Source organism: Bacillus cabrialesii (assembly GCF_004124315.2).
GTDB lineage: Bacteria > Bacillota > Bacilli > Bacillales > Bacillaceae > Bacillus > Bacillus cabrialesii.
Genome location: NZ_CP096889.1, coordinates 576,668 through 591,285 on the forward strand (window position 1 = coordinate 576,668; position 14,618 = coordinate 591,285).

The 14,618-nt window shown below is 38.6% G+C and carries 11 protein-coding genes; 7 read left to right on the forward strand and 4 right to left on the reverse strand.

Annotated elements, in window-relative coordinates; translation table 11 throughout:
• The first annotated feature begins 270 nt into the window (after positions 1–270).
• From EFK13_RS02990 to EFK13_RS03000, 3 genes are all read left to right on the forward strand, one after another.
• Entirely contained in the window at positions 271–648 is a 378-nt protein-coding gene (locus EFK13_RS02990; protein ID WP_129506616.1) for a hypothetical protein, read from the forward strand.
• Positions 649–1,030: 382 nt separating this feature from the next.
• Positions 1,031–1,618 carry a YdeI/OmpD-associated family protein gene (locus EFK13_RS02995; protein ID WP_129506615.1) on the forward strand — a complete coding sequence of 196 codons (588 nt, stop codon included), beginning with the start codon at positions 1,031–1,033 and terminating at the stop codon, positions 1,616–1,618.
• Between the two features lie 478 nt (positions 1,619–2,096).
• Positions 2,097–2,270 carry a hypothetical protein gene (locus EFK13_RS03000; protein ID WP_158335780.1) on the forward strand — a complete coding sequence of 58 codons (174 nt, stop codon included), beginning with the start codon at positions 2,097–2,099 and terminating at the stop codon, positions 2,268–2,270.
• A 156-nt stretch (positions 2,271–2,426) separates the two neighbouring features.
• Here the strand turns inward: EFK13_RS03000 and EFK13_RS03005 are convergent, their stop codons facing one another.
• On the reverse strand, positions 2,427–2,786 hold the full coding sequence (locus EFK13_RS03005) for a winged helix-turn-helix transcriptional regulator (RefSeq protein WP_064814805.1): 360 nt from the start codon (positions 2,784–2,786) through the stop codon (positions 2,427–2,429).
• Positions 2,787–2,954: 168 nt separating this feature from the next.
• Here EFK13_RS03005 and EFK13_RS03010 point away from each other — a divergent pair, with 168 nt between their 5' ends.
• Positions 2,955–3,701 carry an SDR family NAD(P)-dependent oxidoreductase gene (locus EFK13_RS03010; RefSeq protein ID WP_129506613.1) on the forward strand — a complete coding sequence of 249 codons (747 nt, stop codon included), beginning with the start codon at positions 2,955–2,957 and terminating at the stop codon, positions 3,699–3,701.
• Positions 3,702–4,042: 341 nt separating this feature from the next.
• Here EFK13_RS03010 and EFK13_RS03015 read toward each other — a convergent pair whose 3' ends face one another.
• Both EFK13_RS03015 and EFK13_RS03020 read right to left on the reverse strand, forming a co-directional pair.
• Positions 4,043–4,735 carry a hypothetical protein gene (locus tag EFK13_RS03015; protein ID WP_129506611.1) on the reverse strand — a complete coding sequence of 231 codons (693 nt, stop codon included), beginning with the start codon at positions 4,733–4,735 and terminating at the stop codon, positions 4,043–4,045.
• Positions 4,736–5,116: 381 nt separating this feature from the next.
• Positions 5,117–6,001 (reverse strand): LysR family transcriptional regulator, encoded by an 885-nt coding sequence (locus tag EFK13_RS03020; protein WP_129506610.1) that lies wholly within the window; start codon positions 5,999–6,001, stop codon positions 5,117–5,119.
• A 169-nt stretch (positions 6,002–6,170) separates the two neighbouring features.
• Here EFK13_RS03020 and fumC point away from each other — a divergent pair, with 169 nt between their 5' ends.
• The gene (gene fumC / locus EFK13_RS03025) at positions 6,171–7,559 is read left to right on the forward strand and encodes a class II fumarate hydratase (RefSeq protein WP_129506609.1); all 1,389 of its coding nucleotides are present in this window, start codon (positions 6,171–6,173) and stop codon (positions 7,557–7,559) included.
• Between the two features lie 450 nt (positions 7,560–8,009).
• On the opposite strand, the gene EFK13_RS03030 is transcribed toward fumC, so the two are convergent.
• Positions 8,010–8,771: an MBL fold metallo-hydrolase gene (locus EFK13_RS03030; protein ID WP_129506608.1), complete on the reverse strand. Its 762-nt coding sequence runs from the start codon at positions 8,769–8,771 to the stop codon at positions 8,010–8,012.
• Between the two features lie 241 nt (positions 8,772–9,012).
• Here EFK13_RS03030 and EFK13_RS03035 point away from each other — a divergent pair, with 241 nt between their 5' ends.
• Positions 9,013–9,423 carry an Lrp/AsnC family transcriptional regulator gene (locus EFK13_RS03035; protein WP_129506607.1) on the forward strand — a complete coding sequence of 137 codons (411 nt, stop codon included), beginning with the start codon at positions 9,013–9,015 and terminating at the stop codon, positions 9,421–9,423.
• 513 nt (positions 9,424–9,936) lie between these two features.
• Positions 9,937–14,610, forward strand: a complete 4,674-nt coding sequence (locus tag EFK13_RS03040; RefSeq protein WP_161568040.1) for an isopeptide-forming domain-containing fimbrial protein — start codon at positions 9,937–9,939, stop codon at positions 14,608–14,610.
• Positions 14,611–14,618 lie beyond the last annotated feature (8 nt).

The window sequence follows — 14,618 nt, forward strand, 5'->3', positions numbered from 1 at the left end:
CATTGATCCAGCATAAGGTTTGAATTGTCTAATTTCCATTAATTTGTTATGTTGTTACATAAAGATTGGTATAAAAATTTCCTGAAAAGGAGTGAAGCTGTCAGAAAGCAAGCGTTTGATATTGCTTGGATCATGAGAGTGAGAATAGAAGAATCAATGAAAAATAGAGTTGCATTCATATTTTTTATTACATAACATAAATTGGATATGGAATTGAAAAAAGTCAGGATACCCGATGTTAGGTAAAATGATAAAAAAGGAGTCATACCGTTGTTAAAAAGGTTTTGTCTTGTTTTTCTTACGCTAATGATGTCTATCGTCGTTGTGCTGGTAGCTGCTAAAGATTCCCCTGGAGATAACGTCATTTCATTTGATCAGCCTATTATCTTAATGATATCAATTGGGATCATTGTATTTTTATTCATCCCTCCATTAGCCATGTCCTTTTTCGGTAACTGGGTTGTCAGAATCATATCCGGAGTATATCAATGTTTTATCGTTTTAACTTTTCTGGGGCTCATTCCAATTGGATTTCTTATTCCCGATGGCTTTTTGACCATTCTTGTTTCTATTGCAGGAACTTTAGTCAGCATAGCTAGTGTTGTAGTAACCTTATTCATTGATAGGAATAAAGAAGTTACATCATAACCGCCAAACAAGGTTAGAAGGCTTTATCCTTAATTTTGGGGGAAGAAGCTTTCTTTTTTTGTAGGCTTATATATTGCGGATGACTATAACCCTTGGTGACTGATGCTTTGCTTTTAGGATCGGAAAGCAAAGTTACAGGGCGCATCTTAACATTCAAATTGTTCATTTTCCTCAAAAGTAAATCCCCTAAAACTTTCAGCAGTTTTTTGCCCGTAAATCTCTCTGTCGTTTGTATAAAAGCATGTCCAAGCCTTACTTTTATGATTGCATAATCTTCACCTTACGCTTAATCTATTGAATAAATAATAAAGTTTTAGCCTATCATTTGATGATAGGGGATATAACAAATATCGTTGCTAAATAAAATGACAGGGGGTTCCCCATGACAAATAGCAAAACGAATCCTAAGGTTGATGACTTTTTAAGTAAAGCTACAAAGTGGAAGGACGAATATGAGAAGTTGAGAGCTATCGTTCTTGACTGTGGGCTGACCGAAGAATGTAAATGGATGCATCCTTGTTACACGTTTAATAATAAAAACATCGTTTTAATTCATGGATTTAAAGAGTATTGCGCACTTCTGTTTCACAAAGGTGCCTTGTTGCAGGATTCCCGTGGGATTCTCATCCAACAAACGGAGAATGTACAGGCGGCGCGCCAGATCCGTTTTACCAATGTTCAGGAAATCGTGGAGATGGAAACGATTTTAAAAGCCTATATTCATGAAGCCATTGAAGTTGAAAAGGCCGGCTTGCAAGTGAAAAAGAACACTGAATTTACCATTCCTGAAGAGCTTCAAAATAAATTCGATGAAATCCCCGCCTTGAAAACTGCTTTTGAAGCATTGACCCCGGGGCGTCAAAGAGCATACATTTTTTATTTTTCTCAAGCTAAACAATCCAAAACCCGAGAATCAAGAGTTGAAAAATGTGTGCAGAAGATTCTCGATGGAAAGGGATTGAAGGATTAGTATTTTCGGTGAGAAGATCATATGCAGAAGAAAAACAAGCATCATGTGACATGCTTGTTTTTCTTAAGACATCATTCACTTACTGCTTGAGATTTCTGTTTTGATTAATATTGTATGCCACTAGACATACGGCGCTATAAAATACCAGTGCAACGCCTAATAATAATACGATCCAATGAAAAGTAACTGATAATGTAATAGTATGGCTAATCATATTTAGAATGCCTCCAACTGAAAGGAGAGCCAATAGAACAGGCAGATTTTTTACCAAGTGATCACACTCCAAACTTTGTTCAATATTAATAGATCATGCTTTTTTCTTCACTATCCATAATTTTAAGGCTTTGTTAAATGTCACTGTTGATTTCCTTGTTAAACTAACGGGCAGGATAGTGTAAGTACACTTCTTCACAATGTAGTGAATTTATAATACATTTGTATAAATTATATAAATGTAGAAGTTAAAAGGAGTAATTATATGAATTTTAATAAATTAATACCAGAATTATCAGTTTTGGTAGCTGTTTTCTGTTCTAATAGTCGTGCCAGCAATCCTGTAGTAAAAAGTAAAGAAGTTCTACTTATGTTACAACAGGGCAGCATCCCTATAATAAATGGATTAGCGTCAGGAAAATGCGGATTTACAACGTAAGTATATTCCAAGGACGCTACCCCCGTTTTTAACTACATTAAGGAAGCTTTAATGGTCTTAAAGAATAAACCGAGACAATCTTCTTCGAATTAAAATGGCCTCATCCCAGTGCAACAAAAAACACTCTTACATATAAGGTGTTAAAAGTTGTATTCCTTAATATGAAACTTTTTCTGGCGGTACGATTTCGAATTCACCTTCTGCATACTCTTGCTCCGCATAATGGCCTCCCCATTGACAGAGCTCCTGCAAGATAGGTTTAAGAGATTCTCCAAGTTCAGTGGGTGAATATTCAACCTTCGGTGGTACTTGATTATACATCTTTCTGCTCACAAGTCCACTGGCTTCAAGCTCTCTAAGTGTTTGAATCAGCATTTTCTGAGTTATATTTGGAATAATGCGCTTTAATTCACTCGTTCTCTTTGGTCCATTCATTAAAAAGTATAATACAAGGCCTTTCCATTTTCCACCAATAACTTCCTTTGTCACTTCAAACCCACAGCTGAATTTTTTCATGTCTAAAGCTCTCCATTCCACATTTATTACTTTTTAGTTACTATATCACAAAAAAGTGGGTACTTCCGATAATGTGCTTACTGAAGGATACTATATCTTGTAAGTTGTTCTTCAAGTACTTAAAGGTACTAGACATAAAATAATATTAATTCTAAAGGAGTGTTAAGTATGGGTAAATTTGAAGGTAAAATAGCGCTTGTAACGGGCGGAACAAGTGGGATTGGTCTTGCTACAGCACAAAAATTTGTAGACGAAGGTGCATATGTTTATATCACGGGACGTAGACAAAACGAACTTGATAAAGCTGTTAACCAAATTGGCAAGAACGTAACCGGTGTTCAAGGTGATATTTCTAAGCTTGAAGACTTAGACAAACTATATGACATGATAAAGCAGGAAAAAGGTAAGTTGAACATCCTTTTTGCTAATGCAGGCATCGGCAGCTTCCTTCCATTAGGTGAAATTACTGAAGAGCAGGTTGATAGAACGTTCGACATTAACGTTAAAGGAACCATCTTTACTGTTCAAAAAGCGTTATCACTATTCCCGGACAAAGTAGGTTCTATTATTGTAACGGGCTCTACTGCTGGATCAATTGGCAACCCAGCGTTTAGTGTATATGGAGCATCTAAAGCAGCATTAAGAGCACTAGTTCGCAACTGGATTCTTGACCTAAAAGGTACTGAAATCCGTGTAAATGTGGTTAGTCCAGGAGTTATTCTTACACCTGCATACGATGAGCTTTTTGGTGATGCACTTGAAGGAGCAATGGAAAATACCGGAAATACTGTTCCAGCTGGAAAAGTTGGGACACCTGAAGAAGTAGCAAACGCTGTATCTTTCCTTGCTTCAGACGAAAGCAGTTACTTGACGGGTGTTGAATTGTTCGTAGATGGCGGGCTAGCACAGGTTTAATTTAACTGCGCAGAGATTACAAATGGTCCCGAAAAAAAGTTAATGGGGCTTTACTTGAAGAAGTCAAATAAAAAAGTCGTTTTCCTTAAAGGACAGGGAATTCGACTTTTTTATGTTTGAATTTGCTTAACGTTGTAAATCCGTATTTTCCTGACGCTACTCCTAAATGACCTGTAAAAAGGATAACTTTGTGAAGAAATGTACTTAAGCTATCGGGGGCGTTAGTAAAAGAATAAATGACTAAAAGGACCTTAAGGGTCTTTTTCTTTTGCCCAAAAATCAACACTAACGTTTAACAGATCCTATTTTAAAAGGGAAATCGGTAAAAAAAAGTACGGTGACTAATGAATAACCATAATGTCAATGAGCTGCTTGATTTTTTCATTGTCCCCTGTATCAACATACACTTTTTTTGTATTTTTAATGATATTCTCAGTCGTTTCCCGCATGACGCCCTGATCTAAATGATCTGCGGAATCCCAGCGTAAAGGAACATTGTATACATTGATCGTGCCATCTCCATTGCCGCTGTAGGTTACTGATCCATCCACTAACCGAGAGCCTGCCAACTGGATCACATCTTCTGGATAGCTGGCACTTGTGTCATCATTGGGATTGACCGGTTCGCCGGCTGAAATGTGCCGTACATTCAATTCGTCTAATTCTTGGTTTGGCCCGAGTTGCAGCCAAACACGGGCATATTCGATTTTCTCAGAAGAATATGCAGCCAATCCATTGTCTTCTTTGCCTTTCTCTGAGGATGCTTCACTTGATTCATCCGTTTTGGATTCTTTTGATGAATGTTCAGTTGAAGCCTTTGTTGCGGATTGTTCTGATTCTGTTGTTGACTCCGGTTCATCTTTGCCTGTTTTGGTGCTATCTTCAGTCTCATGGTCATTTTGGTCAGATTGTGCAGCGGCATGATTTGAAGATTGTTTTGATTCTTCGTTTTTGCTGCCCGTACATCCAGCAAGCAATAAGGCGAGCAGAAGCAGGGCAACATGACTGTAAAATATTTTGCTACGTTTCTTCATTCTTTCATTCCTCTCTATTTACTATGTTTCAGCTGCATATATAAGTTTATCCATCTAAATATTACCATGTAATAGGCAGGATTGTTTTGAAATTTGTTTAAAAGAGGAAACGATTTTTAGGTCAATCCCAGGGGCGGTTAAAACTTTTTAACTGTCGTTATTACGAATATCCCTTTATTGTAATCAACTTTAGCAAATCTTTTATTGTATCATTTGTTTTGATTTCTGTTGTAACCGTTAAAATGTGGAACAGTCTTAAGCAAAAGCGTGTAGGTTGATAGTAAATAAATGAGCACAAAAGAGATAGGATATATGAAAGAAGATACCATGAAAAACTGGTATCTTTTTTATGTCAGCAATGACACTAACTTCATACTATATTCAATCTATTTGAGGAAACTGATTGATGATATATTGCTTGAAGTTTTCAGTAACAGGTGATAGATACTTCCCTTCAATCCAAGAAATACCGACTACACGCTCAAACCTTGGCCAACTAATACGTACCTTTGCGATATTTGTTTGGTCTAAGCCTTTAAAATCAGGAAGAATTGAAACGCCAAGACCCGCTGCGACAAAACCTGCGATTGTAGCAGCTTCTTCACCTTCAAATACAATGTTTGGGGTAATATGAACCTGTTCAAAAATATGATCTATTGTCACTCGAAGAGCGAAACCTTCTTTCATTAAAACAAAAGGTTCATTAGCAATTTCGGTTAACGTAATATCCTCACGAGCAGCTAACACATGGTTTTTTGGCAAAAATAAAAAGAGCTCCTCCTGCCATAAGGGTTTCCACATTATATTTGATTCGGCTGGAAAAGAAGCAAGTAGGCAGAGATCAAGTTCACCAGATTTTAGTTTATCTAAAAGCAAATTAGAGTGAGACTGGTTTAGTTGAAAATGAACGTTTGGGTAACGGTCTTTAAACGTTCCAATTAAATGTGGAACGATTGTTGTGCCCAGGGTGTGTAAAAAGCCTAAAGACACTTCACCTTGATCCGGTTTTAAAAGAGATTGAATTTCTTCCTTTCCTTCTGTATATTCTTGAATCATGGAATCAACCCTCTTGAGGAATATTTCCCCATACTTATTTAATTTAATGGACCGGCCTTGTCTATCAAAAAGCGGAACACCTAAATGATTTTCTAATCTAACAATAGATCGAGAAAGTGCTGGCTGTGTAATTGATAATGTTTCAGCAGCTTTCGTTACATGCTGTATACGAGCAAGAGTTTGGAAGTACTCTAATTGTTCCCATTCCATTAAAAAAATCCTTTCTTTTAATAAATCATTACATAAAGGAATTAAAATCATATTTATTATGCATTATACATCATAATTTATGAGTGTTAAGATAAATTTATCGGCATAATAAATCAATTTTTTATAAATTTCAAATGACTTGGGATGTTCATAAGGAGGAACGTTTTAAATGGGCTATCGAATTGAAAAGGATACTTTTGGAGAAATAAAGGTGCCTGCTGATAAGTTTTGGGGCGCCCAAACACAACGTAGTAAAGAGAACTTCATGATAGGTTCTGAAAAAATGCCAGAACGTATTGTTAGGGCTTTTGCTATATTGAAGCGTAGTACAGCTATTGCTAATAATCAACTAGGTAATTTGGATAGTGAAAAAACAGAGGTTATTACAGCAGTTTGTGATGAAATTCTTGAAGGCAAATATGATGACAATTTTCCACTCGTTGTTTGGCAGACGGGAAGCGGTACACAAAGCAATATGAATGTTAATGAAGTGATAGCAAATCTTGCAACAGCTTTATTAAAAGAGAAAGGCTCTACACAAACCATACATCCAAATGATGATGTCAACCGCAGTCAAAGCTCGAATGACACTTTCCCTACAGCGATGCATGTTGCGGGTGTATTAGCCATCTATGAACAATTAGTTCCTGCGCTGGATGAACTTCGGAACACATTAGATGAAAAAGCAAAAAAATTCAATGACATTGTAAAAATAGGCCGAACACATCTTCAAGATGCTACACCTTTAACCCTTGGACAAGAAATTAGCGGTTGGGTATATATGATTGATCGTTCGAAAGAAATGATAGTGGAAGCAACTGAAAAAATGCGCGAGCTTGCTATCGGGGGTACGGCTGTAGGGACAGGTATTAATGCACATCCACAGTTTGGAGAAGTTGTCTCAGAGGAAATCTCGAAGTTTACAGGCCAACTTTTTAGAAGCTCACCTAATAAATTTCATGCATTGACTAGTCATGATGAAATAACGTATGTACATGGTGCTATGAAAGCATTAGCCGCTGACTTAATGAAAATTGCAAACGATGTTAGATGGCTTGCAAGCGGTCCCCGCTGCGGGATCGGGGAAATTTCAATCCCGGAAAATGAGCCTGGCAGCTCCATCATGCCTGGTAAAGTTAACCCTACTCAATGTGAAGCCCTTACCATGATTGCGGCGCAAATTATGGGGAATGATGCAACTATTGGTTTTGCTGCAAGTCAGGGAAACTTTGAACTCAATGTATTTAAACCAGTTATTATCTATAATTTCCTTCAATCCGTGCAGTTACTAAGTGATGGAATCAAATCTTTCCATGATCATTGTGCGGTTGGTATTGAACCTAATGAGAAAACCATAAAAGAAAACCTTTCTAATTCTTTGATGCTTGTCACAGCATTGAATCCTTACATCGGATATGAAAATTCCGCAAAAATTGCGAAGTTTGCTCATAAAGAAGGCTTAACGTTAAAAGAAGCTGCCGTGCAACTCGAGTTATTAACGGAAGAACAATTTGATGAGATGGTTAAGCCAGAAGATATGGTGAAACCAAACATTTAAATCTTTTAAAATAAAAACTAGTTACTAATCAGTAACTAGTTTTTTATTTTCATTTTGATGAAACCATTGCAATCAATAGTGGAAACATAATAGGTAGCTATACGAATTGCCGCCAATAACATGTTGGATAATGTATAAGGAAAATAACATCATCTCTTATTTCTCTCTTACTATTTTATAGGCAGGAACGCCAAGCTGACGAGATATGCCATTGAAATCGACATGGAATCTCTGTTCGATCATTTACCGTCTTCAATATTCAATGGAATCTAAAAAGATAAACAAAACGGATTTCCGTTTATCTCAGATTCTATTAAACCTTTTACATCCGGAAACGGTGTATCTCATTGCGGATAAATACAAAATCTTTATAAGGCATCGTATTTCTATCCACTCATTCTTTATTGTTCTCAACGGACTTCATAATCGTGCCTGTCATTCAATAAGCATTTAAAATGAATATGATTCGCCATCATCAGGCACTAACACATGAGAGGAGATTCCTTTTTCAGTAATAAATGATTTTAATTCTTCTCTAGATAATCCCCAATGGTTAACAGCCTCCATGTGGCTCACAATCATTTTTGCTGATGGAGCAGCCTTATGCGTTTCAAAGATATCTTCTTTACCCATGACGAGAGAACCGCCTTCAAAGAATTGATTATCCCCGCCATTTACGACAATGATGTCCGGCTGATGGGTATCAATCTCTTCTTGAATCGCATCATACCAGACTGTATCTCCGGCTATATATAATGTTTTCTCACTTTTGTGTTTGAATACAACGCCACATACAAGGCCTGCGAGTTTTAAAATGTCTCCTCTTCCGTGTTCGCCTTTTGTTTTAATAAGCTGAATACCTTCAAAAACCGTGTCTTTTGTTAACACCTCGACATTTTTGAATCCGGCATTTCGTATTTCTTTTGCATCTTCTTCATTTTGGGAGAACAGCTTGATATCTTTTGGCAATACCTCTTTAGCTGCCTCATCCCAATGATCAAGGTGTAGATGGGTAACAATAACAGCATCAATATTGTTAATAATATGGTCAACAGCGGCTGGCAATTCAACCAAAGGGTTGTTTTGATCCTGTCTTGGGGCATGTGGGAAAGGAGGATAAGCCCCTTTCTCAGCTAACATGGGATCTATTAAAAACGTTTTACCTGCATATTTGACAACAAGTGTGGCATTACGGATTTGTTGTATGTTCATGTGTAACACTCCTTTTCTTTAAGGTGTATATTAGTTTACAGACAGCCGCTGAATAAATACATGGAACAAATCAAGTCTTTCTGTCGATTGACTTGATTTTTGAAAGTATGTCATTTATTTTGTATAAATTGTCATTAAGACAGAATCAGGTTCATTAAATGGAACAAATGTTAACGTAATGTGCAGGACTGCACCTTTTTATTGAGGGATGTCAAAAAGATTTTAGAAGGGATTTGATTTCATGTTGGATCACACAGACATGCAAATATTAGAGGAGTTATCTCAAAATAGCCGCATTACGATGAAAGAATTAGGCGAGAAAGTGCATTTAACAGGGCAAGCGGCAGCCTCGAGGGTTGCCAAATTAGAAGACAGCGGCGTGATTGAGGGATATACAATTAAAGTGAACCAAGTGAAATTAGGATGTTATATTCATGCTTTGCTTAATATCTTCACCAAAAGCACCCATCATCAGCCCTATCTGTCATTTATCAAAACACAAGAGAAATATGTTATCAATAATTATAAAATCAGCGGGGATGGCTGTTATCTTCTTGAATGCAGATTTCCGTCTAATGAAGCGTTAGATCAATTTTTAGTGGAATTAAATAAGCATGTCAATTATAAATTATCGATTGTGATTAGCAAGTAGAAAGCCCATTAACTCTGTATATTCACCTTCCATATATCTTATACGTATGGATAATGGTTAAGAAATAGGGAATAAGTTTGAATCGATTGAGAGTCATAACGTAACAATGCCGCTGCTGCCACGCCTGGCAGTTCCCTAATATTTTTAATAGATGAATAACTTTGGGAAGAGCCAGAAACCCTCGGATAATAAACATACCAATATTGGTATGTTTTTATAGTTTAACCACAAATTTCGACTTGATAAATATATTTTGACAAAATGAGACAAAAACATACATTTTATGCACGTGTTTAGCCTTTAATTGTGTCAAATATATGAACATTTTGTCACATGCCAAATATTCAAATATTTTGTTATATTAACCAAGAGAGGAGGTCATATTGAGAACACAATTCGAAATATTTTGATTTCTTGTGTTGATAGTTGGATAAAACTGAATTATGGAGTGTGAAATCTATGGGGAAGGCCTTTATATCTAAGACTAACAAACTGCATATTAGGAAAATCTTAATGGTGTTTGCAGTCTTTTTATTAGTTACTGGTAATCTGTTGACAGCGTTGCCAAAACATACTCATGCTGCAGATAGTACAGACGTAACTCAAACTGCGGATACGACTTGTCCAGCTCCAGTCACATTGATTAATGGAAGCTTTGAGCAAGGTGCTGCGAGAGGATCTGCAGTCAATGGTTCGGGTATCTATTATTACGAATCCGAGGTTCCTGGCTGGAAGACGACTGATGATGCAGCTGGCTATAAAGTAATTGAAATATGGAACCATGCTCAGAATTTACCTTCTGGTGCAAAGTATTATCCTGCACCTCCTGATGGAAAGCGGTGGGCGGAATTAAACGCCACGGAAAACGGGATGTTGTATCAAGATGTGAAGACAACGCCAGGACAAACCATTTATTGGCGTCTATCCCACATGGGGCGGGCAGGGGTTGACACCATGCAGGTTCGCATCGGGGCAGCGACTAACAACCCGTACGATACCGTCGTCCAAAAACAAATGTCTGATGGGAGAACTGCTTGGGGAACTCATACAGGTTCTTATACTGTACCGGCAGGACAGACTACAACCCGGTTCGGTTTCGAAGCGGTGAGTTCAGCCAGTGGAAGCATAGGAAACGGAAACTTTTTAGATGATATTTTCCTGGGTACAGAACCATGTGTCACAGCGCATAAAACGGTTTCACCACAGGGAGAAGTACAAGCCGGGGATGAACTTACATACGCGGTTCAAATCAAAAATGAAGGCGGAGACGTTGCTTCTGCTGCAAACTTTTCCGATGCAATTCCAGAGGGAACTGAATATGTTCCGGGATCATTAAAATTAATTAACGGTTCGACAACAAAGAATTTAACTGATGCATCCGATGGTGATGAAGGCAATTTCGATGGCAATAAAGTAAATATTACATTAGGAAATTTGCCTAACACCAAAAACTTGCCTAATGGGATGACTGTACAGTTTAAAGTGAAAGCCAAAACAGGTTATGCAGGTAAAGAAATTTCTAATAAAGCGCAAATAAACTATAACAGTTTACTAACGAATACAAGTAAAAAAACCGAATCAAACGAAGTAACGACTCCGGTTGTTTTTAAAGATCCTGTACTTGAATCAAAGAAAACGTCTGCTATTAAGGCAAAAGCGGATGGAAACCAAGATGCGGATCACCCAGAAGTGGGAGATACACTTCTTTACACGATACAAACGCGGAATACCGTTGAAGACAGCCAGGTGAAAAACCTAACCATTTCAGATGCGGTGCCAGAAGGCTTGGAATTTGTTCCGGGCACTTTGAAAGTGGACGGCGCATCAGTCAGTGATGCTCAAGATGATGATAAGGGACAATATTCGGATGGCAAAGTATCAGGCAAGATTGGTAATGTGACCGATTCTGAATGGCACAGCGTTACTTTTGAAGCAAAAGTGAAGTCTGGTCAAGCAGGAAAGGATATTATCAATACGGCAAGCATTTCAGGAGATAATATTGAAACTCCGGATACGCCGAGTAGTGAAGTCAAAGTTTATCCTAGGAACCCTGCCTTAGAGTCAAAGAAAACGTCAGCAATTAAGGAAAAAGTGGAAGGAAACAAGTATCCAGATCACCCAGAAGTAGGGGACACGCTCCTTTACACAATCCAAACACGAAATACTGAAGAAGACAGTGAGGCCAAAAACCTTACGATCTCAGATGCGATACCAGATGGACTGGAGTATGTTCCAGGCACCCTGAAAGTAGACGGTACAGCAGTCAGTGATGCTCAAGACGATGACAAAGGTGATGTGACAGATGGCAAAGTGTCAGGCCAAATTGGCGATGTAACTGATACTGAATGGCATACTGTTACTTTTGAAGTGAAAGTGAAGCCCGGCCAAGCTGGCGAAACGATTCAAAATACGGCTAGCGTTACTGGCAGCAACATCGACACACCAGATAAGCCGAGCAATGATACCGAGATTTATCCGAGAAAGCCGGTTGTAGAATCGAAGAAAACCGCAAGCCTTCAAACAAAAGCAGAGGGCAATAAAGATGAAAAACATCCAGAAGTAGGAGATACCCTACTTTATACAATCGAAACGAGAAACACGATTGAAGACAGTTTGCTGAAAGAGCTCGTCATCTCAGATGAACTACCGGATGGAATAGAATACGTTTCGGGTTCTTTAAAAGTAGACGGCACAGCAGTCAGCGACGCACAAGATGATGATAAAGGCGATGTGACAGCTGGCAAAGTGTCAGGCCAAATTGGTGATGTGACTGACACGGAATGGCATACTGTTACATTTGAAGCGAAAGTGAAGCCTGGCCAAGCCGGCGAAACGATTCAAAATACGGCTAGCGTTACCGGCAACAACATCGAAACTCCGGATAAGCCGAAAAATGAAGTCGATGTTTATCCTAGGAACCCTGTCTTAGAATCAAAGAAAACAGCAAGTATTCAGGCAAAAGCAGAGGGCAATAAAGAAGAGAATCAGACACAAGTGGGAGATACCCTTCTTTATACCATCCAGACAAGAAACACCATTGAGGACAGTCTGGTGAAAAATCTTGTTATCTCAGATGAACTTCCAGAAGGACTCGAATATGTTTCTGGGACACTGAAAGTAGACAATAAAGCAGTCAGCGATGCCCAAGATGATGACAAAGGCGATATGACAGACGGCAAATTGTCGGGCCAAATTGGTGATGTGACTGACACAGAATGGCATACTGTTACCTTTGAAGCGAAAGTGAAAGCTGGCCAAACTGATCAGAAAATTGCGAATACTGCCAGCGTCACAGGTGACAATATTGATAAACCAGATACACCAAGCCATGAGGTCAAAATTTACCCGAAAAATCCAGTCTTAGAGTCAGAGAAGACAGCAAAGAATCTGGATTCCGATAAAGAGAAGTATGAAGCAGGAGATACGGTTGTTTACACGATCAAAACAAGAAATACAGTAGCGGACAGTAAAGTAACTGATCTCGTCATCTCAGATGAACTTCCAGAAGGTCTCGAATATGTTTCTGGAACACTCAAAGTAGACGATAAAGCGGTTACAGATGCTGAAGATGACGATAAAGGTGATGTGACAAAAGGTAAAGTGTCAGGCCAATTTGGCGATGTGACTGACACAGAATGGCATACTGTTACATTCGAAGCGAAAATAAAAGCTGGACAAGCCGGTAAAAATATTGTCAATACGGCTAGCATTAGCGGTGACAATACTGATAAACCGGATACACCAAGCCAAGAGGTCAAAGTTTCTCCGAAAGATCCAGCATTGAAGTCAGAAAAGTCAGTAAAAAATCTTGATTCAGATAAAGAGAAATACGAAGCAGGAGATACGGTTGTTTACACGATCAAAACAAGAAATACAGTAGAGGACAGTAAAGTAACTGACCTTGTTATTTCAGATGAGCTTCCAGACGGTCTCAAATACATTGAAGGCAGTTTGAAAGTAAGCCATGAGGGCAAAGGAAGTTTTGAAAACGGTAAGGTATCAGCTGATTTTGGAGACGTTACAGATACTGAGTGGCGGACTGTGACATTCCAAGCGAAAATTGAGTCCGGATATGCGGAAAAAACGATTAAAAACGTGGCAACCGTTGACGGCGGCAATATAGACATACCGGATAAACCGGGAACAGACATCAAAGTGGATCCGAAAGATCCAAAACTAGAATCGAAGAAAACAGCCTCCATTAAGGAAAAAGCTGATGGAAATAAAGATGCGGACCATCCGGAGTCGGGCGACACGCTTCTTTACACAATCCAAACCCGAAACACGATTGAAGACAGTCTTGTCAAAAATCTTGTCATCTCGGATTCTCTTCCGGAAGGATTAGAATATGTTTCAGGAACATTGAAAGTAGATGGTACAGCGGTAAGTGATGATCAAGACGATGATCATGGATATTATGCTGACGGAAAGGCGTCAGGTGAGTTTGGCAATGTGACAGATACGAAATGGCACTCTGTGACATTTGAAGCAAAAGTGAAGTCTGGCCAAGCAGGTAAAGATATCGTCAACACTGCAAATATCAGCAGCGACAATATCAAGACTCCTGACAAACCAAGCCATGAAGTGAAGGTATATCCGCGAAATCCTGTTTTAGAATCTGAAAAAACAGTGAAGAACTTGGGTTCAGATAAGGAAAAGTATGAAGCAGGGGATACGGTAGTCTACACCATTAAAACCCGAAATACAGTATCCGACGGTAAAGTAGAAAATCTGGTGATTTCAGATGATCTTCCAGCCGGATTGAAGTATGTCGAAGGCAGCTTGAAAGCGAGCAACGGCGGAGAAGCAACAATCAAGGACGGCAAGATTACTGCTAACTTTGGAGATGTCACTGACACAGAATGGCGGACTGTGACATTCCAAGCGAAAATTGAGTCCGGATATGCAGGCAAAACGATTACAAACGTGGCAACTGTAGAAGGCAGCGGTATTGATAAGCCGGATAAGCCTAAGGCAGAGATGAGTGTTGTACCGAAAGGCTCTGAAAAACCAAGCGATCCTGCTAAACCAAGCAAATCAACACCAGAAAAAACAGGTGAAAAGACAAATCCCGGAAATGAGCTTCCGGATACAGCGACAAATAACTATAATATTCTTCTTGTTGGTTTTGGATTATTGTTAATTGGATTAGTCCTCTTGTATTTTAGAAGGAAAAGAAATGCTTAAATGAAAAT

Excerpts from the sequence above, each read along its gene's own strand:
- EFK13_RS02995 (WP_129506615.1), top strand. The coding sequence starts at position 1,031 with ATGACAAATAGCAAAACGAATCCTAAGGTTGATGACTTTTTAAGTAAA.
- EFK13_RS03000 (WP_158335780.1), top strand. The coding sequence starts at position 2,097 with ATGAATTTTAATAAATTAATACCAGAATTATCAGTTTTGGTAGCTGTT.
- EFK13_RS03005 (WP_064814805.1), bottom strand. The coding sequence starts at position 2,786 with ATGAAAAAATTCAGCTGTGGGTTTGAAGTGACAAAGGAAGTTATTGGT.
- EFK13_RS03010 (WP_129506613.1), top strand. The coding sequence starts at position 2,955 with ATGGGTAAATTTGAAGGTAAAATAGCGCTTGTAACGGGCGGAACAAGT.
- EFK13_RS03015 (WP_129506611.1), bottom strand. The coding sequence starts at position 4,735 with ATGAAGAAACGTAGCAAAATATTTTACAGTCATGTTGCCCTGCTTCTG.
- EFK13_RS03020 (WP_129506610.1), bottom strand. The coding sequence starts at position 6,001 with ATGGAATGGGAACAATTAGAGTACTTCCAAACTCTTGCTCGTATACAG.
- fumC (WP_129506609.1), top strand. The coding sequence starts at position 6,171 with ATGGGCTATCGAATTGAAAAGGATACTTTTGGAGAAATAAAGGTGCCT.
- EFK13_RS03030 (WP_129506608.1), bottom strand. The coding sequence starts at position 8,771 with ATGAACATACAACAAATCCGTAATGCCACACTTGTTGTCAAATATGCA.
- EFK13_RS03035 (WP_129506607.1), top strand. The coding sequence starts at position 9,013 with ATGTTGGATCACACAGACATGCAAATATTAGAGGAGTTATCTCAAAAT.
- EFK13_RS03040 (WP_161568040.1), top strand. The coding sequence starts at position 9,937 with ATGGTGTTTGCAGTCTTTTTATTAGTTACTGGTAATCTGTTGACAGCG.